At 35.4% G+C, this 25,870-nt stretch carries 15 protein-coding genes; 9 read left to right on the top strand and 6 right to left on the bottom strand.

Going from position 1 to position 25,870, the window contains the following annotated elements; all coding sequences use genetic code 11:
* Positions 1–31: 31 nt before the first annotated feature.
* On the top strand, positions 32–2,647 hold the full coding sequence (locus tag ACP7AT_RS03895; protein ID WP_426063039.1) for an AsmA-like C-terminal region-containing protein: 2,616 nt from the start codon (positions 32–34) through the stop codon (positions 2,645–2,647).
* A gap of 245 nt (positions 2,648–2,892) precedes the next feature.
* Here the strand turns inward: ACP7AT_RS03895 and ACP7AT_RS03890 are convergent, their stop codons facing one another.
* Positions 2,893–3,687, bottom strand: a complete 795-nt coding sequence (locus tag ACP7AT_RS03890; RefSeq protein WP_426063038.1) for a DUF2797 domain-containing protein — start codon at positions 3,685–3,687, stop codon at positions 2,893–2,895.
* A gap of 95 nt (positions 3,688–3,782) precedes the next feature.
* Between ACP7AT_RS03890 and ACP7AT_RS03885 the strand changes: the two genes are divergently transcribed.
* The 4 genes from ACP7AT_RS03885 (at position 3,783) to ACP7AT_RS03870 (ending at position 11,790) form a co-directional block, all read left to right on the top strand.
* Positions 3,783–5,306: a GH3 auxin-responsive promoter family protein gene (locus tag ACP7AT_RS03885; RefSeq protein ID WP_426063037.1), complete on the top strand. Its 1,524-nt coding sequence runs from the start codon at positions 3,783–3,785 to the stop codon at positions 5,304–5,306.
* 554 nt (positions 5,307–5,860) lie between these two features.
* Positions 5,861–6,175, top strand: a complete 315-nt coding sequence (locus ACP7AT_RS03880; protein ID WP_426063036.1) for a hypothetical protein — start codon at positions 5,861–5,863, stop codon at positions 6,173–6,175.
* A 580-nt stretch (positions 6,176–6,755) separates the two neighbouring features.
* The gene (locus ACP7AT_RS03875) at positions 6,756–11,486 is read left to right on the top strand and encodes a LamG-like jellyroll fold domain-containing protein (RefSeq protein ID WP_426063035.1); all 4,731 of its coding nucleotides are present in this window, start codon (positions 6,756–6,758) and stop codon (positions 11,484–11,486) included.
* A gap of 103 nt (positions 11,487–11,589) precedes the next feature.
* Positions 11,590–11,790: a hypothetical protein gene (locus ACP7AT_RS03870; protein ID WP_426063034.1), complete on the top strand. Its 201-nt coding sequence runs from the start codon at positions 11,590–11,592 to the stop codon at positions 11,788–11,790.
* Positions 11,791–12,132: 342 nt separating this feature from the next.
* On the opposite strand, the gene ACP7AT_RS03865 is transcribed toward ACP7AT_RS03870, so the two are convergent.
* A complete protein-coding gene (locus tag ACP7AT_RS03865; RefSeq protein WP_426063033.1) occupies positions 12,133–12,303 on the bottom strand; it encodes a hypothetical protein in 171 nt (56 codons plus the stop codon).
* A gap of 1,268 nt (positions 12,304–13,571) precedes the next feature.
* Between ACP7AT_RS03865 and ACP7AT_RS03860 the strand changes: the two genes are divergently transcribed.
* Positions 13,572–18,272, top strand: a complete 4,701-nt coding sequence (locus tag ACP7AT_RS03860) for a LamG-like jellyroll fold domain-containing protein (protein ID WP_426063032.1) — start codon at positions 13,572–13,574, stop codon at positions 18,270–18,272.
* A gap of 102 nt (positions 18,273–18,374) precedes the next feature.
* Positions 18,375–18,575, top strand: coding sequence for a hypothetical protein (locus ACP7AT_RS03855; RefSeq protein ID WP_426063031.1), 201 nt, complete (start codon positions 18,375–18,377; stop codon positions 18,573–18,575).
* 285 nt (positions 18,576–18,860) lie between these two features.
* On the opposite strand, the gene serB is transcribed toward ACP7AT_RS03855, so the two are convergent.
* From serB to ACP7AT_RS03835, 4 genes are all read right to left on the bottom strand, one after another.
* A complete protein-coding gene (serB, locus tag ACP7AT_RS03850; RefSeq protein WP_426063030.1) occupies positions 18,861–20,099 on the bottom strand; it encodes a phosphoserine phosphatase SerB in 1,239 nt (412 codons plus the stop codon).
* Positions 20,100–20,261: 162 nt separating this feature from the next.
* Positions 20,262–21,494, bottom strand: coding sequence for an ATP-dependent Clp protease ATP-binding subunit ClpX (gene clpX, locus ACP7AT_RS03845; protein ID WP_426063029.1), 1,233 nt, complete (start codon positions 21,492–21,494; stop codon positions 20,262–20,264).
* An 86-nt stretch (positions 21,495–21,580) separates the two neighbouring features.
* Positions 21,581–22,255: an ATP-dependent Clp endopeptidase proteolytic subunit ClpP gene (gene clpP, locus ACP7AT_RS03840; RefSeq protein ID WP_091202765.1), complete on the bottom strand. Its 675-nt coding sequence runs from the start codon at positions 22,253–22,255 to the stop codon at positions 21,581–21,583.
* A 399-nt stretch (positions 22,256–22,654) separates the two neighbouring features.
* A complete protein-coding gene (locus ACP7AT_RS03835) occupies positions 22,655–23,980 on the bottom strand; it encodes a trigger factor (protein WP_426063028.1) in 1,326 nt (441 codons plus the stop codon).
* 433 nt (positions 23,981–24,413) lie between these two features.
* On the opposite strand from ACP7AT_RS03835, the gene ACP7AT_RS03830 reads away from it, so the two are divergent.
* Together ACP7AT_RS03830 and ACP7AT_RS03825 are read left to right on the top strand one after the other, a co-directional pair.
* On the top strand, positions 24,414–25,166 hold the full coding sequence (locus ACP7AT_RS03830) for a hypothetical protein (RefSeq protein WP_426063027.1): 753 nt from the start codon (positions 24,414–24,416) through the stop codon (positions 25,164–25,166).
* Between the two features lie 243 nt (positions 25,167–25,409).
* Complete coding sequence (locus ACP7AT_RS03825) at positions 25,410–25,847, top strand: hypothetical protein (protein ID WP_426063026.1); 438 nt, start codon at positions 25,410–25,412, stop codon at positions 25,845–25,847.
* The last annotated feature ends 23 nt before the right edge of the window (positions 25,848–25,870 follow it).

Genomic DNA, 25,870 nt, shown 5'->3' with positions numbered 1-25,870 from the left:
CTGAGTTTATAAATCTAAAGAGAATCAAATTATGCTAAAAACAATTTTAAAAATTATTGGAGTCCTGATTATCCTATTCTTTGTAGCATTATTTGCTATTCCTTATTTTTTTGAAGATCAAATAAAAGCTAAAATTGCCGAAGCTATCAATGAAAAAGTGGATGCAAAAGTTACTTTTTCGGATGTGGATTTAAGTTTAATTAAAAGTTTTCCCAGTGCGAATGTTTCGCTGGATCAATTAATAATTATAAACAAAGCACCTTTTGAAGGAGATACTTTAGTTTCATTGGGCGAAGTGGATCTGAAAATGTCCATCAAAGAATTATTCAAAGGCAAAGAGGAAGCCATCAATATTGATGGAATTACTTCAAAAAATGGATTAATCAATATCATTTTCAATAAAGATGGAATCGGAAATTACGACATCGCAAAAAAAAATAAAGAAAATGAAAAGGGCGGCAAAAGCGAATCTTTATCATTGAAGATTGAGAATTACAACATTGAGAATTATAAGTTTCGCTACTTTGACGAAAAATCTAAAATCAAAATGGTTATTGACAGCATTAATCATGGAGGTATAGGAGATTTTGCAGCACAAAAACTGGATTTAGTTACCAAGTCAACTGCTAAAATTACGTTGGACATCGACAAAATCAATTACATGAAAGATATTGCCTTGACGCTGGACGCAGTTTTAGGAATTGATTTAGAAAAAAGTAAATACACCTTCAAAGAAAATAAAGCGTTAATCAATCATTTGCCGCTGGAATTTAATGGTTTTATTCAAATGGTCGAAGCTGGACAGGAATACGATTTGAAATTTAAAACGCCTACTTCTTCTTTCAAGAATTTCTTGGGAATTATCCCCGCAGCGTATGCCGCGAGTTTGAACAACGTAAAAACAACCGGAGATTTTACTGTAATGGGTTTTGCAAAAGGCTTCTATACTACTACAACGGTACCGAAATTTAATGTTGAAATCACATCGAATAACGCTTCCTTTAAGTATCCTAACTTACCGAAAACAGTTCAAAATATCATTATTGACACTAAAATTATCAACGAAACAGGAATTCTAAATGACACGTATATCAATTTGGATAAGCTCTCTTTCAAAATTGACCAAGATGTATTCAATGCTAAAGCCAACATCCGCAACATAACACAAAATGCAATTGTTGATGCCACTTTAAAAGGAACTATCAATTTAGCCAGTCTTTCCAAGGCCTATCCTATAAAGTTATACAAACCATTGTCGGGGATTTTAAATGCTAATGTCACTACTAAATTTGATATGGAATCGGTGGAAAAAAGCCAGTATCAAAATATTAACAATGCAGGAACGATGAGTTTGTCTGGTTTCAACTACGTGGATAAAAACGGAAAAACAATGAATATCAGCAATGCGCTGGTTCAATTTAATCCCAATCAGGTCAATTTGAAAGAGTTGAACGCAACCACAGGAAAAAGTGACATTAGTGTAACGGGAGTTTTAGAGAATTTTTACGGTTTTATATTTAGAAACCAAGAATTGAAGGGAAACTTCAACATGAATTCTAAACAATTAGCCGTTGATGATTTTATGACAACTGGTGAAACTACTAAAGCTGGGACTAAAACAGCAACTAAAAAAGCAGACGCAATGAAGATTCCTGCTTTTTTAAATTGTACGCTTACCGCAAAAGCAACTACGGTTCTGTATGATAATCTGACTCTGAAGGATGTTTCGGGAAAACTGATCGTGAAAGACGAAAAAGTGACTTTAGAAAATGTAAAAACATCGATTTTTGGAGGTACAATTGGCGTAAATGGTGCTGTTTCCACAAAAGGAAAAACGCCGGTATTCAATATGGATTTAAAACTAAATCAAGTAGATATTGCACAATCGTTCACCCAATTAAATATGCTGAAAAAAATTGCACCAATCGCCGGAATAATCAATGGAAAATTAAATTCAAGCATCAAATTGAATGGAAATCTTGATGCAACACAATTGACTCCAAACTTGGCAACGCTAACCGGAGATTTATTAGGGCAACTGCTTTCAATAACAGTCAATTCAAGCAATTCGACTTTACTGACCGCTTTAGGTGCTAATTTGAAATTTATTGACGTAAGTAAAATCAATTTGAATGATTTGAAAGCGGCAATCACGTTCAAAGATGGAAAAGTAAATGTAAAACCATTTGATATCAAGTACAAAGACATTAAAGCGACTATTGGAGGAACGCATGGTTTTGACCAAAGCATGAATTACAATCTGAAATTTGATGTTCCCGCTAAATATTTGGGGTCAGAAGCGAATGCTTTAATAGCAAAATTATCTGCTGCCGACGCGGCAAAATTAGAGAGCTTTCCGATAAATGCCGTATTAGTGGGTAATTTTACGAATCCAAAAATTACAACCGACATCAATAGTGCGGTGACTAAATTGACTACTCAATTAGTAAACCAACAAAAAGACAGACTAGTAAAACAAGGAACGTCGGCTTTGACGGATTATATTAATAAAAACAAAAAACCTGGAGATACGACAAAAACGGCTACTCCCGCAACAAAAGAAGAGGTAAAAGCTAAGGCTACAGAATTATTAAATGGATTGTTTAACAAGAAAAGAAAAGCGGCCGATACGATAAAAGTAAACTAAAGCAACTTTACAAAATATAATAAAGAGGAATTTTACGCAATAGAATTCCTCTTTATTTTGGCCAGCAACATTTGTTTCTGGTTTGTGATTATGTCAGCATGATGTTGTTGTGTAGCTGTACGTGCGTTAAGGATGGTAGCGGCATCGTTTTATGAAGCGCAGCGGAGTAAAAGATACAGCGGACAGCCTGACCTTTTTTTTAAAATTTTTATTTTAAAAAAAGGGTACGCCCAAAATTGTATTACTTAAACCGCAATTGTAACCCTATACCCTTCTGAACCACGAATATTAAAAACCGTTCCATCTTCAAAAAGCAAATATTGCCCTTTTACTCCGGTAAGTTTTCCTTGAAACTGAGGTGTTTTATCCAAGCTCAAACTGTTTACTTTAATTGGATACTGCATTACAGGATAATGCATCGTATATAAATCATTCTTTTGCGAATAGAAATACTCCTGAACTTCAGTCGGAATAAGATTTTCAACCTTTAATCGTTCCGCGATTAAGTCAATTTGTTCGACATTATTTGTCAGCATTTTTCTCCAATTAGTTTTATCGGCATAATGATTTTTTAGCGCTACCTCCGTAATTCCTGCTAAGTATCGATTGGGAACTTCCACAATCGAAATCGCTTGGGTTGCACCCTGATCAATCCAACGCGTTGGCATTTGTGTTGTTCTGGTCACTCCTACTTTGACTTCGCTCGACAAAGCCAGATAGACGATATGCGGTTGCAATTGTACTTTTTCTTCATAAGCCAAATCACGATCCTGAATCCCAAGATGCGCTGTGCTTAACTCTGGTTTCATAATCCAATTGCCTACCGCTGGACTGGAATAGAAGCAATCATAACAAAATCCCTGACGAAATATTTTTTTCTTCTTGCCACAATTCAAACATTGGTACCCCACAAAATTGATTTCCAGTTCTTTATTCAACAACTGATTCACATTCAAAAAACTATTGTCAAAAACCAAGTAATATTGAATTGGGTTTCCAAATTCGGTTTGCATTTTTTTAAGTACACCTTCGTAAGTCATTCTATCTAAAGTTTCAAGTTTAACACATTTAGTTAAACAAATTTTGTTATTTTTGGTAAAGTTATAATTCGTAATTCATAATTCATAATTTAAAAATGCCGCTAACCATAATCAATTCGTTTGCCTCTTGGGTTCTAAAACAAAGAGTCCATCAGATCGAACTCTTCCTAAAATATCCAAATGAAGTTCAGGAAGAATTGCTTATGAATTTAATTCAGTCATCTAAAAATACTGCTCTGGGCAAAGAATATGAGTATGCTTCGATACATTCCTACGCTACTTTTGCCGAAAGAATTCCTATTTCAACATACGAAGAATTACAGCCACTGATTGAAAGAACCCGTAAAGGAGAACAAAATGTTTTTTGGGAAACACCTATAAAATGGTTCGCCAAATCAAGCGGAACAACCAATGCCAAAAGTAAATTTATTCCGGTAAGCAACGAAGCCCTGGAAGATTGTCATTATAAAGGCAGTAAGGATTTGTTGTGCTTGTATTTAAATAACAACGAAGATTCAGAACTGTTTCTTGGAAAAAGTCTACGTCTAGGCGGAAGCTCGCAAATCTATGAAGACAACAACACGTTTTTTGGAGATTTATCCGCAATATTAATTGAAAACATGCCCATTTGGGCAGAGTTCAGCAGTACGCCAAGCAACAAGATTTCCCTAATGAGCGAATGGGAGACCAAAATTGCTGCGATTATCAACGAAACAAAAAACGAAAATGTAACCAGTTTTGCCGGAGTTCCTTCCTGGATGTTAGTTTTAATGAACAAAATGCTGGAAGAAACCGGAAAGGGAAATTTGTTTGAACTTTGGCCTAACTTGGAAGTGTACTTCCACGGCGGCGTAAATTTTGAACCGTACCGAGAGCAATACAAAAAAATACTTCCGAAAAAGGAGTTTCAATATTACGAAATATACAATGCTTCTGAAGGCTTTTTTGCCATTCAGGATCTAAATAATTCCAGTGATTTACTGTTGATGCTGGATTATGGAATTTTCTATGAATTTATTCCGATGGATACTTTTGGAACACCAAATCAAAAAGTAATTCGACTCGCAGATGTGGAACTTTTCAAAAATTATGCTTTGGTAATTACTACCAATTCAGGTTTGTGGCGTTATTTGATAGGCGATACTGTTCGGTTTACGTCATTGAATCCATATCGAATTCGGGTTACAGGAAGAACAAAGCATCACATTAATGTTTTTGGTGAAGAATTGATGGTCGAAAACACGGATCAGGCTATTGCCAAAGCGTGTAAACTGACCCAAACAGAAGTAGTTGATTATACGGTTGCGCCTATATTTATGGAAGGCAAAGAAAAAGGCGCCCATGAATGGATGATTGAATTTAAAGATAATCCGACTGACGTATCGCAATTCCAGAAAGCATTAGATGAATCTATACAATCTCTAAATTCAGATTACGAAGCGAAACGCTACAACAACATGACATTAAATCCGTTGATAATCAATGTAGCACGAAAAAATTTGTTTTACGATTGGTTAAAATGCAAAGACAAATTGGGTGGGCAACACAAAATTCCGAGACTATCAAACCAAAGAGATTATCTGGAACAATTAAAAAACATGCAATTTCAAACTGTATAAAAGTTGTGATATAAAATACTTTAGGAATATTACAACAATCGTGACGTAAAGTTATTGTTCAATTTACAAAATGCATTATTGCGTTGGGTTAATTTGTAAATACCTAACAATATGACATTTATGCTTAAAAACCGGTACAGGTCTTTATAATTTATTGAATAAGTCCTAAAAAAAAAGTTAAAAATCTAAAAATATTTGTAAGTATTATATGTGTAATTGAATATGCCTTGTTCTAGAAATAACACAATTTAACGATAAGAACAACCTGCTATTAGTTAACGACCATCCCATTCCATCCCATTACTAATGATGGGTATGTAAATATCCTTACGAACCATAATTATCATCATACACCCATTGATGTTATTACAGCTTATTCCTGCGAAGAAGCCTATTTAAAAATCACAAAAAATGTATTAATAGCAAAAAACATTGGACCTTGCTTTTTTAGATATTAGTTTACCTTCTTACCAATCTAAAAATCTTTATACCAGCAATGATTTAGCTAAACTAATTAAAATTTATTTTTCCGCTTGCAAAACAATTGTACTACCGTGCACAGAGAAACTACTGCTAATACTCGTGCAGTACAAGAAATTAATCCAGAAAAATTCATTTTAAAAAATGAAATCAACGCAAAGGGGTTGATACCTGCCTACCAATCTGTTATGATGGGAGCCATCTTTTACAGTGTTACAATAATTGTATTTCAAAGGATATCTTCAAAAATATTGGATTTTGAAACCTTGGATCATCAAATTGTAGCGCTACTAGCTCAAAAAATAAAAAGCAAGAAGCTGCCAAACCACCTTGCTCTTTCCTTCGGTGTTACAGAGAAAAAAAAACGCATATTAAAAAATATCCTTTAATGATTACGATGGAGATAAAGAAATAGTCGTAGCAGTTAAAAAAAATAGGGATACTTTAAGTTTTATCATAAAATTAATACTTTTTTAGTACAAAAACCGTAAAATATTAATGTCAAGATTTATTGATTTTGCTTTTCAACACACATATAAATAATTTAAGTTAATTTAAGACAGTTATTAAAAGCCCCGGTTAAAGCGATAACAGGCATCTACAACAGTGGTAAGCTGATGAATCATTACGATTTTAGAAGGTAAAATGGTAAGGAGCAGTATAAATATCTAAACAAAAAAAATCTATATACTTGACAACTTTCAATACAACAGCGCGACATCTGCAAAACAGCATTTTTTTTAATTTATATGCAATAAAACTTACAAATTTAGTCGATAATTGCATTTTATCGATGTAAAACGCTTTTAATCGAGTAAACAATTCTTGTTAAAATAATATATATATATTTGATAACAAATAGATTACAAATTAATATCATTTTAAATCAACTGCTCCATTAACCTACAGATGACAGTTGATTTTTATCAAATATTTATAATTAGTTATTCATAATATTGCCCAAATCATATGAAAAAAACTACTCTCTTTACTAAGAAGTACACTCTTAGTTTGTTTATATTTCTGTCATCTTTTATCGCGAATTCACAGACCCAATCCAGAACTTTTACAAGCACTGGCACTTTCACAGTACCCTCTGGTGTCAGCAAAGTAACGGTCCAACTTTGGGGCGGGGGCGGCGCTGGTGGTGGATGTACAAATATCAATTTTGCTACCGGAGGAGGAGGAGGAGGCGGTAATTACAACAAAATTGTTGACGTAACTGTTACTGCTTTGGCCGTCATTAATGTTACCGTTGGACTCGGTGGAACTGGGGTATCCGGTGCTAATGGAAATGCAGGAGGCGATTCATTATTTGGCTTAACAGCAGTAGCAAGAGGTGGAAATGGCGGAAATGTTAATACAGGGAGCAGCCCCATTAATGGTTCGGGAGCTACAACAACATCCGTGTCCCACACCTACATAGGAGGTGCGGGAGGTACCGGGAATGCAACAACAACTGTTGTTGGAACGAGCGGCGGCGGCGGCGGGGGTGCCGGTTACAGAAGTGCTGGAAACCCGGCCTCAGCAGGCACCGCAGGCCTAGGCGGGAGTTATGGTGGAGGAAATGGTGCTTCAGGAAGAAATTCAAATACAGGTGGAAACGGTAATGCGGCAACGGCACTCAGTGGCGGCGGCGGCGGCGGTCAAAATGGTAATTCTGGTAGTACCATTAGAACAGGTGGCAACGGATTTCGAGGCCAAGTAACTGTAACGTGGGTCGCTGATGCATTTTTTGACAGTGACGGTGATGGTTTTCGTGATAATGTTGATATTGATGACGATAATGATGGTATTTTAGACACAACAGAATGCCCTGACTTCGTAAAGCCTAGGTTATTAAATGCCGATTTTGAAGATAGAGATATTACAAAATCGCCTGCATTAGATACCTTTGGCAGTCCTGGCACTACAGATCAAACTCAAACAAAAGGGGTCTGGAGAGGAGATGCAAGTAACATCCCTGATTGGCAAAGTGCCGCCCCTAACAATCAATTGGAGATATGGCATAAATCACAAGAGGCGACAAATGATGTAGGAGGCACGGCTTTTTCAGGAATTCAGTGGGCTGAGATAAATGCCTTAGGTAATGAAGGTTTTTATCAAGATATTGTTACCACTCCTGGAGACATATTACAGTGGTCTTTTGCCCATCGGAAACGATCAGGCTACGCCGGAAGCGCTGTTGAAGATGTAATGCAATTATTAATTGGGCCAGCTGGACCACCTAAATCAATTATCAATTTAATAAGTCAAGGAGATTTTGTTTCTGCAGCAAATGCTTCCTGGACAGAATATACTGGGAGATATCTTGTACCTAGTGGACAAACACTAACCCGTTTAACTTTTACGGTGCTTGGAACGGCTTCTGGTAGTAACGGCACTGGGAATTTTATGGATAAGGTTCAGCTATTTGTTGTTCCTATTTGTGGGGATACTGATGGTGATTCGATACCTAATTATTTTGATCTAGACAGTGATAATGATGGGATACCTGATGTTATTGAAGCTGGGCTTGGAAATTTAAGTAATGGTAAAGGAAAAATAGATGTCTCTTGGGTTGATGCAAACGGAGACGGATTACATGATAGCGCAGCCCCATCAGCTGCCTTACTCCCATTAAACTCGGACGGAGATACGGTTGCAAATTATTTAGATTTAGACAGTGATAATGACAGCCTTTTTGATGTGGATGAATCAGGAGCAGGCAATAGCAGTATTGGTGCTGTCACAGGTTATGTTAATGGGGATGGGGACATAAAAGGAGACGGACGGGGAGAGGGCGTGGATTCAGAAAAAATTAGAAATAAAGACAATAATGGGGATGGAATTTACGAAGGTTTTGGAGACGGTATATTAGACATTTTTGATTACTCGACCGGAGTATATGGAAATTTAAATCAAGGAACTGCAAACCTAACTTATCCTGCAGCTACCTATCTAAAAGACTCCGATGGAAATGGAATACCTGATTATCTTGATTTAAAAGCCAATGGAACTATTTGGGATATTACCAGCAATAAATTAATCTATTTACCAAAAGATATAGACACCAATAATGACGGTATCATTGGTGCTGCGGGCTACAACACCGATCTTGACAACGATGGCATTTTAGATGCTTTTGATACTAATACTTCCTATTTTGGTTCTCCAAGAGATTTAGAACGCAAATTATTTATTGAATTCGATGGAAGAAATGATTACGGTCAGGATATATCTGTGATTAACGGATTGCCCAATGCTACCCTGATGGCTTGGATCAACCTCAATAGTCTTTATTCTGCAGAAGGCATCATTGTTGGGCAGGATAAGTTCCAATTAAAAGTAAACGGTACAAAGACATTACAAGCAGTTACTGGTGCCACAACAATTGCTGCACCAATTGCACTTAATACTATGCAGTGGATTCACGTAGCCGTCGTTTATGATAGCAGCAACAGTTTACTAAAACTCTATGTAAACGGAACAATGATAAATAGCGCTGCAATATCAGGTGCCTTACCAGCGGACAATTCGCTTTTAACAATTGGAAAAAACCCGTCAGCAAACGACAGATTCTTTAAAGGAAGCATCGATGAAATTCGTGTTTTCGACACTGCCTTAACTGATTCCCAATTACAGAAAATGGTATATCAGGAAATTAAGGCTAACGTTGGACAAATTAGGGGTGAAATTATCCCAAAAGACATCACTGGACTACCTTGGGCAAATTTGAAACGCTATTACAAAATGGACAACTTCAAGGACAATGTAATCGATAATCATACAACAGCAGCAATCGACGTGACAACCGGAGCTAAAATTTATAATGTGAAAAACCTAAAAATACAACAAGCACCAATGCCATTTATAACCCAGCAAACAGGAGATGTTGCTACCGCTGTTGGTTCTACACTGGATCAAATTAGAGGTCAGGATGCAGTTGACAGTCGATTTTCCATTATCGTTGTTAAACATGATGTAAACACCACCTCCGATCTAACTAATTTAGGAATGATTGTCAATGCCGATAAAAAGATAACAATTGGCAATGACTTCAAATTGCAAAACGACTGGTACTTGAAATTGGATGGTAAAATAGATTTACAGGGCAAATCACAATTGTTACAAACTATTGAAAGCGATCTGGAAACAACCATTACCGGATCAATTGAAAGAGACCAGCAAGGTCAGTCTAACAAATACAATTTTAACTACTGGAGTTCTCCGGTAAGCCCTATTAACCAAGCAACGATCAACAACAACTACACTGTTAATGGTGTTATGAAAGACGGTTTTAATACTATACCAAGAAATATTAACTGGGTTTCCGGATACGATGGTGCGTCCGGAAACGCAGGGACACCGATAAGTTTAGCTCGATATTGGTTATATAAATTTGAATCTAATACTGAAGCCTATGCTAATTGGATACAAATAACAGAGACCACTCCACTCCGAGCTGGTCAAGGATACACCCTAAAAGGAAGTGGAGCGGTCACAAACTTTACATTTGTCGGAAAACCTAACAATGGATTGGTGGATTCAAATACCATCAGCGCGGACCAATTATTACTTGTGGGAAACCCATATCCATCCGCTATTGATGCTAGAAAATTTATAAGTGATAATATAAATTCTGTTGATCGATTACAAGATGTTGGTGTAGATGGGACTTTATATTTTTGGGAACATTCATCAGACAATAATTCACATGTTTTATCCAATTATCTCGGGGGTTTTGCCGTACTAAATTTATCAGGAGGGGTCGCAGCGGTTGCACCCAGTGGAATTAGCGGTAAAGGATTGAGTACGAAAATACCAAAATGGTATATCCCTGTTGGGCAAGGGTTCTTTGTATATGGAAAAACTGACTCAGGTTTAAATAATAAGGTTGTTTTTAATAACGGACAAAGAATATTCGCAAAAGAAGATAATCCTGAAAGCAATACCCTATTTAAAATTAACCCCAATGTTAAAAACAGCAAAAAGTTAACAGAAAATGAAAGTGATCCAACAATTAATGATACTTTTAAAAGAATTCGATTGGGATTTGATTCCAATAATAATTACCATCGACAGGTTTTATTAGCTTTCATGGATGATAAAGCCACAAGTGGAATCGATGATGGCTATGACGGCTATATCAACGATGATTTTCCAAATGACATGTATTTATTGAATAGAGAAGAACAATTGGTAATTGAAGGAGAAGGTTTTTTTGATGCAAATGCCTCCTACCCTATTGGTGTAAAAACAGATACTGTAGGAAAAGTAAAGTTCATGATTGATAGTTCAGAAAACTTTGATAAGGAACAGGCTTTTTATATTTATGATGACATGACCGGTCTATACCACAATATCCGCAACGAAGCATTTGAAACAAACCTTACAAAAGGAGAAAACAAAACCCGTTTTTCATTACGATTTACAGATAAAACCTTACGTATAGCTGACAACACCATTAATAATAATGACATTACCGCCTATTTAAAAAACTCAAACACCTTGTTAATCAACAATAACATATTAGACGCAATGGTTAAAGAAGTTTCATTATTTAACACAATTGGCCAATCAATCACTAGTTGGAAGATTGAAAATCAAGAACAACACAACATTCAGCTCCCCATTAAAAAAATAAGTGCCGGTGTATACATTGCAAAAATCCAAACCACTAAAGGAAATTTTAGTAAAAAAATTATTATACATAACTAAAGAAATAAAATAAAAAAAGTAAAAACTGTATGAGAAGGCAACACGTTTGGATATAGATCAACCGGATCTTGATTTGCCGGATATTTTTTTTGAGAATTGACAATTGGATGAACGGTATGAAAAAACAGGCGAAAAGGATTATTTAGAAAAAGTGCACACTATTGAAAAAGTAATAGATCCGTATGAAGAAGAAATCCGAGACAAAAAACTGCATAAAGCCATGTTTATGATGCAATTTAACAACGTAGAATTGAATGCCGAACATATTCAACTATTTTTTATTGCTGACAGAAAAAAGTTATAATTGAAAATATTCTAGCCAGATTATAACGATAAGGAGCGTCTATTTTTCGACTTAGCTTTGAATGTTGCTCTCCTAAAAAATAAAATTGTCATATAAACTTAGTAAAGTATGGATACTTTGCTGACGAGGGCATTCAAGATATTATACGCCGTTTTTTGACCACTATTTTCAACATTTTTTATATTTTGTATAATTTTTATATGTCTTTTTACGTCGTACCCATTTTTTAGACAAAAATCTCCACGATTTAAGATAGATTTTTAGTTTGATATTCTATTATCTTGGTTAAAATCGGAGACAACTTTTGGCTATTATAAAAAGCCAAAAAAAGTTATTTTAATTTTATGCCACTGCTTTTTTTTTGTAATAATTGTCATAAGCCTTTCCATAGTCTAATGACTGATGAAGTTGCCGTGTATTATAAAATTCAAAATACCCTTTAAGTCCTTTATAAAGACTGATTCCGTCAGCATATTCTTGTAAATATACATTCTCGTATTTGACTGTACTCAATAATCTTTCTATAAAATTTTGTCAATAGCTCGTCCTTTACCGTCCATAGAAATTTTTATTTCATTGTTTAATAGCACATTGGTGCAAACCTCACTGGTGTATTGACTTCCTTGGTCTGTATTGAAAATTTCAGGCACACCAATCGGCACTCATTGTGTTGCTTACACTGCAGTTCAAAATAAATCTTGTATGCAAATTTATATTCGCAGTAAAATACATAAATCCTTTTGCCATAGGAATATAGGTGCTACCTGTTGCCCTCACTTTATTTTTATGGGTAATCTTCAAACCTTTGAGTAAATAAGGGTATTTCTTATGTTCTTTATCACTTATTGTTGTTTAAGGTTCTCTATAAATGGTTTGCCAATTGATGATTTAAAGCAATCGTTTTACCCGTTTGCGATTGATTATAATACCTAAATCCTTGAGCTACAACGTCAATTTCCTGCAGCCATAAAATGAAGTATTAAAATACTGTTGATCTAGTAATTGCATTATTTTCAAGTTCTCTAAACTTTCCTGTTTTGCTTTGCAATAAAGACCGCCACGATGAATTTCTAATAATCGACATTGTTTGACAATGCTCAATTTATTTTTAATATCGACGATTTTCACTCGCTCACGGATGGGTACTAACCCAGACTTTTTTTTAAAAAGTCATTTTCCAAAGTTAGCTGACCCATTCTAGCATAGCGTTTCGCTATTGAAATTTCATCTTTGGCGAAGACCGTTTTTTCTGCAGAAAAAACCGCAGAAAGATTCCGTATGGCGTCCGTCTTCCACATTGAAATTTGGTTGGGCAGCAACTTTTATTTTTTTGCTAATACCACACTGATATCTTTCTCTTTTAAGGAGTCCAAAACAACTTTGGCTTTGAAGTCTTTCCCTAATGTTCTTTTCAATCTGGATATAATAGTGCTAATTTAAGGCTTTTAGTCCCATCTAAATTAGTCAGCATATATTGTCCAAATTTTGGGCGTCAGCATACTTCACAACCCTCTATAAAAATAGATTTACTTCTGCAAAAAAACATTAACTTCAATTTTCCTACAATAAAACTTACATATTTAGTTCGTAATTGCATTTTATCGATGCCAAACGCTTTTAATCGGGTAAACAATTCTTGTTAAAATAATATGTATATATTTGATAAAGAATAGATTACATATTAATACCAATTCAAGTCAACTGCTCCATTTACCTACATATGACAGTTGATTTTTTATCAAATATTTAAAATTAGTTATTCATTATATTGCCCAAATCATATGAAAAAAACTACTCTCTTTACTAAGAAGTACACTCTTACTTCGTTTTTAATCCTTTCATGTTTTATCGCGAATTCACAGACCCAATCCAGAACTTTTACAAGCAATGGCACTTTCAAAGTACCCTCTGGTGTTAGCAAAGTAACTGTCCAACTTTGGGGCGGAGGTGGTGCTGGTGGTGGATGTACAAATATCAATTTTGCTACCGGAGGCGGAGGCGGAGGCGGAAATTACAACAAAATTATTGACGTAAATGTTACTGCTTTGGCTGTAATTAATGTTACTGTTGGACTCGGTGGAACTGGGGTATCCGGTGCTAATGGAAATGCAGGAGGCAATTCATTATTTGGCATAACAGCAGCAGTGACAGCAAGAGGTGGAAATGGCGGAAATGTTAATACAGGCAGCAGCCCCATTAATGGTTCGGGAGCCGCAACAACAGCTGTGTCCCACAGCTATATAGGAGGTGCGGGAGGTACCGGAAATGCAACAACAACTGTTGTTGGAACGAGCGGCGGCGGCGGCGGCGGCGCGGGATACAGAAGCATTGGATTCAACAGTTTAGGAGGCACCGCAGGGATAGGCGGAAATTATGGTGGAGGAAATGGTGCTTCAGGAAGAAATTCAAGTACAGGTGGAAATGGTAATGCGGCAACAGCACTCAGTGGCGGCGGCGGCGGCGGTCAAAATGGTAATTCTGGTAGTACCCCAAGAACAGGTGGTAGCGGCTATAGCGGCCAAGTAATTGTAACGTGGGTCGCTGATGCATTTTTTGATAGTGACGGTGATGGTATTCGTGATAATGTGGATATAGATGACGATAATGATGGTATTTTAGACACAACAGAATGCCCTGACTTTGTAAAGCCCCGATTGTTAAATGCCGATTTTGAAGATAAAAACATTATTACCTCAGGTTTGGATAATGGTCCAACAGATAAAACAGGTAGTGGTACAATGGGCATTTGGAAAGGCGATGCGAGTCTGATACCCGCATGGAAAAGCGCTGACGCTGCAAACAATTATTTGGAAATATGGAATAACTCTCATGATCCTGTAGATGACATAAATGGTAAAGCTTTTTCAGGAATTCAATATGCCGAGATAAACGCCTCCAGCGATGATGGTTTTTATCAAGATATTGCAACCACTCCTGGAGATGTACTTCAATGGTCCTTTGCACATCGCAAACGGAAAGGGTATGCTAATAGTGTCAACGAAGATGTGGCACAATTATTAATTGGGAACCCAACTGGCATCTTAACAAGTCAGGGCGATTTTGTTTCAGCAGCAGATGCTTCCTGGACAGAATATACTGGAAGATATCTTGTCCCCGCAGGTCAAACCACAACCCGTTTAACTTTTACGGTGCTAGGAACGGTTTCTGGTAGTCAGAGCTCTGGGAATTTTATGGATAAAGTTCAGCTATTTGTTGTTCCTATTTGTGGGGATACTGATGGGGATTTAATACCTAATTATTTTGATTTAGACAGTGATAATGATGGGATCCCTGATGTTATTGAAGCCGGACTTGGAAATTTAAGCAATGGAAAAGGGAAATTAGATGTGGTATCCGGAGATGGAGACGGATTACTTGACAGTGCAGCTTCTGTAGCTAATCAAGCTGTATTAAACTCTGATAATGATGCAATTCCTAATTATTTAGATTTAGACAGTGATAATGACAGCCTTTTTGATGTGGATGAAAGCGGAGCTGGCAATAGCAGTACTAGTGCGGTCACAGGTTATGTTAACGGGGATGGAGACATAAATGGAGACGGGAGTGGAGACGGAGTGGAATCAGAAAAAATTAGAAACAAAGACAATAATGGAGATGGAATTTACGAAGGTTTTGGAGACGGTATATTAGACATTTTTGATTACTCGGCCGGAGTATATGGAAATTTAAACCAAGGAACTGCCACTACCTATCTTAAAGACTCAGATACAGATGGAATCCCTGATTATTTAGATATTTCATCACAATCCGGCGGCGCTTTAGACATTGCCAACAATAAATTAATTTACGCACCAAAAGATATAGACACCAATAATGACGGTATCATTGGTGCTGCGGGCTCCAACGTAGACATTGACAAAGATGGCATTTTAGATGCTTTTGACACTAATACTTCCTATTTTGGTTCTCCAAGAGATATTCGCTCTAAACTATTTCTGGATTTTGACGGGAGAAACGATTATGGACAAAGTACCCCAATTCTAGGAAGATTAGCCAACGCTTCATTTATGGCATGGATCAATTTGAATTCAGCATTTTCTTCTGACGGAGTCATCGCAGGACAAAATAATTTTCAAATACGGATTACATCTGCTAAAAAATTAGAAGCAGTGGTAAATGGCATTACAGCTGTAAATAATACTCCCTTAACATTTTCACAATGGTATCATGTTGCAGCCGTATACGGCGGAGGTTTTTTAAAATTGTATTTGAATGGAAAGTTAATACAAACAGTTGCCGCATCTGGAAAAATCAATGATGATGCTTCTCTTTTCACTTTAGGGAAAGATCCAAGCACGAATACCAAATATTTCAAAGGAAAAATAGATGAGGTACGCGTGTTTAATGTTGCGCTAACTGATTCCCAATTGCAAAGAATGGTCTATCAGGAAATTGACGAAACAAGTCCACAATTAAGAGGTAAAGTAATCCCTAAAGTTGTTGCCAAATCGACTGAAATAGCAATCTCATTTACTGATTTGCTTCGCTATTACCAAATGGATACTTATAAAGACGATATTGTAGATGACTTAACCACAACCAGCGTCGACTTGGGAACCGGAATGAAAATCTTTAATCATAAAAATATTTATGCGCAACAAGCACCTATGCCTTTCATAACAGAACGAAGCGGGGGTTTTGCAACAGCAGTCGATAGTCCAACAAAACAAATTAGAGGAGCTGATATTATGGATTATGATTGGTCCATTGTGAAAGTACAAAATGATATTACCGAACCCTTTGATAATGTTGATTTGGGGATGCTTGTTGATTCCGGTAAAAAAATTACGATGAATGACTCCAATTTACAAAATGACTGGTACTTAAAATTAGATGGGAAAATAGATTTACAGAGCAAGTCACAATTATTACAAACTATTGAAAGCGATTTAGATTATTTAAGCACTGGATCAATAGAAAGAGACCAGCAAGGTCAGTCTAACAAATACAATTATAATTACTGGAGCTCTCCTGTAAGTCCAATCAACCCAGCCGCCAATAATACCAACTACACTGTTACTGGTGTTATGAAAGATGGTCTTAATGCTGTGCCAAGAAACATCAACTGGGTTTCCGGTTACGATGGTGCGTCCGGAAACGCAGGGACACCTGTAAGTTTAGCTCGATATTGGTTATATAAATTTGAACCTAATACTGATGCCTATGCTAATTGGATACAAATAACAGAAACCAGTGAACTTAGAGCAGGTCAAGGATACACCTTAAAAGGAAGTGGAGCGGCCTCAAACTTTACATTTGTCGGAAAACCTAACAATGGATTGGTGGATTCAAATACCATCAGCGCGGACCAATTATTACTTGTTGGAAACCCATATCCATCCGCTATTGATGCTAGAATTTTTATAGCCGATAATATAAATTCTGTTGATCGATTACAAGATGTTGGTGTAGATGGGACTTTATATTTTTGGGAACATTCATCAGACAATAATTCACATGTTTTATCCAATTATCTCGGGGGTTTTGCTGTACTAAATTTATCAGGTGGAATCGCAGCGGTCGCACCCAGTGTAATTAGGGGGAAAGGATTGAGTACGAAAAGACCAAAATATTATATCCCTGTTGGGCAAGGGTTCTTTGTATATGGAAAAACTGGCTCTGGTAAAAATAAAAAGGTTGTTTTTAACAACGGACAAAGAATATTTGCAAAAGAAGATAATCCTGAAAGCAATACCCTATTTAAAATTAACCCCAATGTTAAAAACAGCAAAAAGTTAACAGAAAATGAAAGTGATCCAACAATTAATGATGCTTTTAAAAGAATTCGATTGGGATTTGATTCCAATAATAATTACCATCGACAGGTTTTATTAGCTTTCATGGATGATAAAGCTACAAGTGGAATCGATGATGGCTATGACGGCTACATCAACGATGATTTTCCAAACGACATGTATTTATTGAATGGAGAAGAACAATTGGTTATTGAAGGAGAAGGCTTTTTTGATGCAAATGCCTCCTACCCTATTGGTGTAAAAACAGATACTGTAGGAAAAGTAAAGTTCATGATTGATAGTTCAGAAAACTTCGATAAGGAACAGGCTTTTTATATTTATGATGACATGACAGGTTTATACCACAATATCCGCAATGAAGCATTTGAAACAAACCTCACAAAAGGAGAAAACAAAACTCGTTTTTCATTACGATTTACAGATAAAACCTTAGGTATAGGTGACAACACCATTAATAACAATGATATTACCGCCTATTTAAAAAACTCAAACAGCTTAATAATCAACAATAACATATTAGATGTAATGGTTAAAGAAGTTTCATTATTTAACACAATTGGCCAATCAATCATTAGTTGGAAGATTGAAAATCAAGAACAACACAACATTCAGCTCCCCATTAAAAAAATAAGTGCCGGTGTATACATTGCAAAAATTCAAACCACTAAAGGAAATTTTAGTAAAAAAATTATTATACATAACTAAAGAAATAATAACAAAAAAGTAAAAACTGTCTGAGAAGGCAACACGTTTGGATAGAGGATCAACCGAATCTTGATTTTCCGGCAATTTCGCGAGAATTGACAATTGAATGAACGGTATGAAAAAACAGGAGAAAAGGATTATTTAGAAAAAGTGCACACTATTAAAAAAGGAATAGATAAGTATAAAGAAGAAATTCGAGATAAAAAACTGCATAAAGCCATGTTTATGATGCAATTTAACAACGTAGAATTGAATGCCGAACATATTGAACTATTTTTTATTGATGACAGAAAAAATTTATAATTGAAAATATTCTAGCCAGATTATAGCGATAAGGAACGTTTATTTCTCGACTTAGCTTTGAATATTGCTCTCCTAAAAAATATAATTGTCATATAAACTTAGTAAAGTATGGATACTTTGTTGACGAGGGCATTCAAGATATTATACGCGTTTTTTGACCACTATTTTCGAGGTTTTTTATATTTTGTATAATTGTATAAATGTAATTATTAGAAAATTATCTGTATTAAAAATTAAGTATGATTCTGACTTAGTAAATAAAAAGTAAAGAAGTATCTCGCTTCTTTACTCCTCCTCCATCATATCAATATGTCTGTCATGGTAGCCTAACAGGTATAAAACACCGTCGAGGCCTAAGCTAGATATGGAACTTTCCGCTTTTTCTTTAACCGTAGGTTTGGCATGAAAAGCAATTCCTAAACCTGCAAGATTCAACATTGGCAAATCATTGGCGCCATCACCTACTGCAATAGTTTGGTTAATATGAATGCCTTCTTTATCGGCAATAGCTTGAAGATATTGTGCTTTCTTTTTACCATCGACAATTTCTCCGATATAGTTGCCTGTCAATTTTCCTTCTTTAATTTCCAATTCATTGGCATGAACATAATCAATACCTAATTCTTTTTGAAGGTATTTTCCAAAAAAGGTAAAGCCTCCGGATAAAATAGCGGTTTTATAGCCGTAATATTTTAAGGCTTTCATCAGGCGATGCGCTCCTTTGGTTATAGGCAGATTTTCAGCAACAGTTTGCAGAACCTCTTCGCTCAAACCTTCTAACAAAGCCATACGTTGCTTGAAGCTTTCGCTAAAATCGATTTCACCATTCATCGCTGCTTCTGTGATGGCTTTTACTTGCTCTCCGACGCCCGCCAATTCAGCCAATTCATCAATTACTTCCGTTTGAATTAATGTAGAATCCATATCAAAACACACCAAACGCCTATTTCTTCGATACATATTGTCTTCTTGAAAAGAAATATCCACATCCAAAGTTCTGGAAATTTCCATAAAACTGGCGGTCATAAACGATTTATCTACAATTGTACCTGTAACTGATAATTGTATGCAAGATCGTGGAAATTCTTCTTTGTCAATAATAGAAACCCTACCCGTTAACCTTTTGATCGCATCAATATTTAAATTTTGGTTGGACAGTATTTTGGTTACAGCCGCTAATTGAACAGCGGTTAGTGTTTCTCCCAAAACATTGATGGTATAGCGTTGTTTGCGTTGTGCTTTTACCCAAATTTCGTAATCAGCAATCGAAATAGGAATAAATTTAACTTTAACACCCAATTCATAGGCTTTAAACAATAGATCTTTCAAAACAGGTCCAGAAGAAGAGCCCGCTTTTATTTCAAATAAAATACCTAAAGATAACGTGTCATGAATATCTGCTTGACCAATATCTAAAATGATGGCATCATAATTTGCCAAGATGGATGTCAGACCAGCAGTTACACCAGGTTTGTCCTGACCAGAAACTTTTAATAAAATAACCTCAATCTCTTCTACTTGCATGCTACAATTATTTAATTTAGAATGCACAAAAATCGACAATCTGACGTTGATAAAAAAAAATAATCTTCCTTTTATCAAACAATAACAAATAGTGTAAATTACCCATAAAAAAACCTGTTCAAATGAATGAACAGGTTTGTATTTTTAAGAAAAATGCATTTATTATGATGCAATCTCTAAACGTTTCAATAAATTTTTATTCAACGTTTCTTTGGCATAATCTACGTCAATTTCTAATGTTTTATCATCAGAGCTCGGCAATTCATACATCGCATCTGTTAAAATGGCCTCGCATAAGGAACGTAATCCACGAGCGCCTAACTTGTATTCTAACGCTTTATCCACAATAAAATCAAGTGCTGCGTTGGTAATAGTGAATTCAACATCATCCATTAAAAACAATTTCTCGTATTGTTTGATTAACGCATTTTTAGGTTGTGTCAAAATCGCACGCAAGGTCTCTCTGTCTAGAGGATCCATGTGTGTCAATACTGGCAAACGACCAATAATCTCAGGAATCAATCCAAAATCTTTAATATCTTTTGGAATAATGTATTGCAGCAAATTGTCTTTGTCAATATTGTCCACATTTTTTGAAGTAGAATAACCCACCGCCTGACGGTTTAATCGTTTCGAAATAATTCTTTCGATACCATCAAAAGCACCACCGGCAATAAACAAAATGTTTTGTGTATTGACCTCAACAAATTTTTGGTCTGGATGCTTGCGTCCTCCTTTTGGTGGTACATTTACAACTGTTCCTTCTAATAATTTTAATAGTGCTTGTTGCACACCTTCACCCGAAACGTCGCGCGTAATAGAAGGATTGTCACTTTTACGTGCAATTTTATCTATTTCGTCAATGAAAACAATTCCGCGTTCTGCTTTGGCAACATCATAATCGGCAGCTTGCAAAAGACGCGTCAAAATACTTTCCACATCTTCCCCAACATAACCTGCTTCAGTAAGTACTGTTGCATCTACAATCGCTAAAGGCACATCCAACATTTTTGCAATGGTTTTTGCCACCAATGTTTTTCCTGTTCCTGTTTGTCCCACCATGATGATGTTACTTTTTTCAATCTCAACCTCATCGTCTAATTGCTGTTGCATCAAACGTTTGTAGTGATTGTAAACCGCAACCGACATTACTTTTTTAGTTTGGTCCTGTCCAATTACGTATTGATCCAAGAACGCTCTGATTTCTTTTGGTTTCTTCAAAATCAAATCTCCAACCAATTTTGAACTTCCGCTGGATTTTATTTCTTCAAGAACAATTCCGTGCGCTTGTTCAATACATTTATCACAAATATGCGCATTGATACCTGCAATCAATAATTGAGTTTCTGGCTTCTTTCTTCCACAAAACGAACATTCTAATACTACTTTTGCCATTTTTATAGTCTAATGTCATACAGTCAAAAGTCGTAAAGTTTGAGCAATGCTTTTGACTTTCCGACTTTTGATTTTTGACCAATAATTTACCCTCTTATTAAAACTTCATCAATCATTCCGTATGCTTTTGCTTCTTCAGCGATCATCCAATAATCACGTTCACTATCCGTATGAACTTTATCGAAAGTTTGTCCGGAATGCTGAGAGATAATTTTGTACAACTCATCTTTCAGTTTCAACATTTCACGTAAGTTGATTTCCATATCTGTTGCAACTCCTTGCGCCCCACCTGATGGTTGGTGAATCATTACTCTTGAATGTGGCAATGCCGAACGTTTTCCTGCTGCACCGGCACATAGAAGCACTGCTCCCATAGAAGCTGCCATTCCTGTGCAAATCGTTGCTACGTCTGGTTTGATGTATTGCATTGTGTCATAAATCCCTAATCCTGCGTAAACGCTTCCTCCTGGAGAATTCAAATAAATTTGAATATCTTTAGAAGCATCGGCGCTTTCAAGAAACAATAACTGCGCCTGAACGATGTTTGCGATTTGATCATCAATTCCTGTTCCAAGAAATATAATTCTGTCCATCATCAAACGGGAGAAAACGTCTAATTGTGAAATATTCAACTGACGTTCTTCAATGATGTATGGAGTCATGTTTTTAGGAGTCATTGCGCCTACGATTTTATCGTAATACATCGAGTTTACGCCGTGGTCCTTTGTAGCAAATTTTTTAAATTCTTTACCGTAGTTCATATTTTTTTGTTCTAAGTTTTACGTAATATCTTGTGATTCGAATTAATGCAAAGGTCATACCTATTTCCAAATGATGTCAATATGTCTTATTTTTAGCCCAGATGGGAGTAAAAAGCTTTTTGAATTCCGTTTTTTAGTTTTTTTATTCGTGCAAAGCGACTGAAAGAAGCTCTTGCAGGAATTTAAAAAACTGAAACGGAAGAAAAAACTTGTAACGTACAGCTGGATTGGCTCCCGCAACTAATTGAAACAAAAGAGCGCCAAAAAATATTTTTTCTGACGCTCAAATATAACTATTTTTTATTGTTTCGTATTTGTAATAAAATCATAAAATTTTTAATAATCAGTTGCGTTCTTAAGGCTTTTGACGTTCGACTTTATGACAGTACAAACTCCTATTTATTCGCCGTAAGACGCAGCAATAAATTCGTCGTAGGTTACATCTTTAGTGGTAGGATTTGCTTTTTCTTTGAACAATTCCAATAATTTTTCAGCAACAACTTGGTCCGAAAGTCTTTTCACTTCGTCTTGGTTAGACAAAACTCTAGCTACAATTCCTTGAACTTCTTCGTCAGTAGGATTTGTTTGCCCGAATTGCGCCATTTGTTGACGGATATTTTTTGTAGTGAATGTTTTCAAGTCTTCAAAAGTGATTTTGATGTCCGATTGAGCCATTGCTCTACCTTCGATCAATTGAAAACGCAGTCCTTTTTCAGAACGTACATATTCCACTTCAGCTTCCTCAGGAGACAATTTTTTCTCCCCTACAGTTTGCAACCATTTTTTCAAGAATTCAGCTGGCAAATCGAATTTGGTACTTTCGATTAGAAACTCAGTTACATCACCTAATAATTTTTGGTCTGCTTGTTGTGCAAATTGAGTTTCAGCATCTTCTTTGATTTTAGCTTTCAATTCTTCTAATGAAGAAACCGTTCCAGCTCCAAACAATTTGTCGAACAATTCTTGGTTCAATTCAGCTAATTCAGCAGTGTTGATAGCTTCAATTGTAAAAGCTACGTCAACCGCCAATTCGTGAACTTCATCATGACTTACTTTTAATACATCCATCAATTGATGTACGTCTTCAAATAAATCTTTTGTATTTACAGTCACAACATCTCCTACTTTTTTACCGATGAATAAATCAAAAGTCGCTTTGTCTTTAAAAAGATCAGCAGCAATAGTGGTCGCGTTGTTAATTCCTTTTTCTTCGTTAGTGAAAGTTCCCGTTACATCTGAATCTGCAGCAACAACCTCTTGAGGAATCTCAGTTCCAAATTGTTTTTGAATACGTTCTACCTGACCTTCAATCATTTTATCATCCGCAGAAACCACATATTTTACAATGTCATTTTTAGCTTCCAAATCCAATTCGAAGTTTGGTACCAAACCAATTTCATATTCGAAAACCAATTCTTCAGCATCCCAAGAAAAATTTTCGTTTACTTTAGGAAGTGGCGTTCCAAGAAGGTTTAATCTTTCGGATTGTACAAAACGCTCTAAAGCTAAATCAACCACTTTTTGAATTTCTTCTTGTTTGATCGCTTTACCGTATTGTTTTTCAACAAGATCTTTAGGCACCGCACCTTTTCTAAATCCTTTAACCGTTGCCAAAGGCATTTTTTCGTTTATTCTTTTTGCTACTTGTCCTTTGTAATCCATGTGAACAACAGTCATTACAATTGTTTCATTCACAGCGTCTATTGCTACTCTTTTGATATCCATCTTCTTCTTTAATTTACATAATAAAATTGGACTGCAAAATTATAAAATTTTTGCAACCCAAACAAGTATTTTACCATTTTGAATTTTAGGCAGTTATTTGACAAAATCACAGGCTGGAAAAGGAAAATAATTTGGGCGTGTCCCTCCGTAAAAACTATGGGTCAGGCTGTACGTTGCAATCTTTTATTGCGCTTCGCTTCATAAAAGGATTTTCACTGCCATCCTTCACGCGAATTGTGGCATACGACAATATAAAGTTGTTTTGAAATTTTGTAATAATTTATTTATATATTTGAAAGCAGATGAAAATAAAACAAAGTAGCATAAAGCCAACCAAAATTGGGTTTGTAAGTAACACTTTGTAGCGGATATATAGAAGTGAGCGGTAATGTTGCCAAAAAGACAGATTTACATTATAAAAAAAGACAATTAAATGATACTTAAACATTCGTCATTTTTAAAACCAAAAAATCAAAATCAAAAAATCTGGAGATATGTTGACTTTACAAAATTTATAGATTTGCTAAATTCGCAATCTTTATACTTCACAAGAGTTGATATTTTTGAAGATATTTTTGAAGGTTCTGTACCATTAAAAACATTTAAATCGAGAAAAGTTGTAATTCAGCAGGAAATTATAAATGGTAAAATCGTTAACAACTCCGAAGATATCCAAAAATATAGTGACTTTTTAAAAAAAAGCAGACAAGATTTCGGTGTGAATTGTTGGCATATGAATGATTTTGAATCTGCGGCAATGTGTAGATTATATTTGAAGTCTGATGAAGGAATAGTAATCCAATCTAGTTTTCAAAAATTAAATAAAGTTCTAAAAAATTCACAATTTGAATTCTTCATTGGAACAGTAAAATATATCGATTACGAAAATGACGATATAATATTTGAAAGTGGATTCTCCCCTTTCGTGAATAAAAGAAAAAGTTTTTCTCACGAAAATGAACTTAGAGCAATTATACCTGTTGAAGCTCCAGCAAATACTAAAGAAATTGATTTACAAAATGGAGGTTGTAAAATTAAAATAAATTTAGAGGATTTAGTTGAAAATATTTTTGTTTCTCCAAATTTACCAAAATGGTTTTCGGATTTAGTTTCTGAAACTTGTTTGAAATTTGGATTTGATTTTAAAGTAATTAATTCTTCTTTAGACAATGAACCTATTTACTAAAAAAACACCACCGCTAATCGAGTAAACGGTTCCGCCAGAAACCGACGGAGTGCGCCTCCCCTAACTCTGCAAAGTGTTCTCTAAAGAATAAATTTACCTTTTTAGCTGCGCAAACGTCTCCGTCCTTGCGCCCACGATAATGAGGAAATAATATAGTGAGGGTACAGTGTTATCGGCATATAAGATTCGGCACAAAGTAGAGAGACATTGTGTAGCAATAAAAAACTAACGTAACAGTAAAAAATGATAGAAAACTTTGAATTTAGCGATACTAAACAAATACGAAAGACAATTTTAATCACTTCTTTTGCTGGCATATGTTTTAAAATTTTAGTCAAAAATTCCACTGGAAATATTGAGTTTTTTGGATTTAAAATTCCAATCGATGATGCTTATGTTATTCCTCAATTAGTTGGTTGTATTATAATTTTTGAAATTGTAGCTTTAATTATTACGTATAGTGACGAGGAAGAACGCGAAAAATATAAAAAGTATTTAAAATATATAAAAGAAAGAAACATATCTGAAATAAGAATTCGACGGGAAAATGATAATGTTCCTCAAAGCCTACAACCTAATTATACAAAAGTTAAAATCATTAAAAGAAGTGTGTTTTTTCTCGATATTCTTTTTCCAATAATTTTAGGAATTAGTGCAATAATAAAAATATTTGTTTTCTAAAAAGAACTATCCGCAAAGTGTTC

Origin of the sequence: Flavobacterium sp. DSP2-3-1, assembly GCF_049896865.1 — a bacterium.
Lineage (GTDB): Bacteria > Bacteroidota > Bacteroidia > Flavobacteriales > Flavobacteriaceae > Flavobacterium.
The sequence above is the reverse complement of the archived record's forward strand: the minus strand, read 5'-3'. Positions and strand labels throughout refer to the sequence as shown.

Bases quoted from the DNA above. Each gene is read 5' to 3' on its own strand.
- ACP7AT_RS03895 (WP_426063039.1), top strand. From the start codon at position 32: ATGCTAAAAACAATTTTAAAAATTATTGGAGTCCTGATTATCCTATTC.
- ACP7AT_RS03890 (WP_426063038.1), bottom strand. From the start codon at position 3,687: ATGACTTACGAAGGTGTACTTAAAAAAATGCAAACCGAATTTGGAAAC.
- ACP7AT_RS03885 (WP_426063037.1), top strand. From the start codon at position 3,783: ATGCCGCTAACCATAATCAATTCGTTTGCCTCTTGGGTTCTAAAACAA.
- ACP7AT_RS03875 (WP_426063035.1), top strand. From the start codon at position 6,756: ATGAAAAAAACTACTCTCTTTACTAAGAAGTACACTCTTAGTTTGTTT.
- ACP7AT_RS03860 (WP_426063032.1), top strand. From the start codon at position 13,572: ATGAAAAAAACTACTCTCTTTACTAAGAAGTACACTCTTACTTCGTTT.
- serB (WP_426063030.1), bottom strand. From the start codon at position 20,099: ATGCAAGTAGAAGAGATTGAGGTTATTTTATTAAAAGTTTCTGGTCAG.
- clpX (WP_426063029.1), bottom strand. From the start codon at position 21,494: ATGGCAAAAGTAGTATTAGAATGTTCGTTTTGTGGAAGAAAGAAGCCA.
- clpP (WP_091202765.1), bottom strand. From the start codon at position 22,255: ATGAACTACGGTAAAGAATTTAAAAAATTTGCTACAAAGGACCACGGC.
- ACP7AT_RS03835 (WP_426063028.1), bottom strand. From the start codon at position 23,980: ATGGATATCAAAAGAGTAGCAATAGACGCTGTGAATGAAACAATTGTA.
- ACP7AT_RS03830 (WP_426063027.1), top strand. From the start codon at position 24,414: ATGATACTTAAACATTCGTCATTTTTAAAACCAAAAAATCAAAATCAA.
- ACP7AT_RS03825 (WP_426063026.1), top strand. From the start codon at position 25,410: ATGATAGAAAACTTTGAATTTAGCGATACTAAACAAATACGAAAGACA.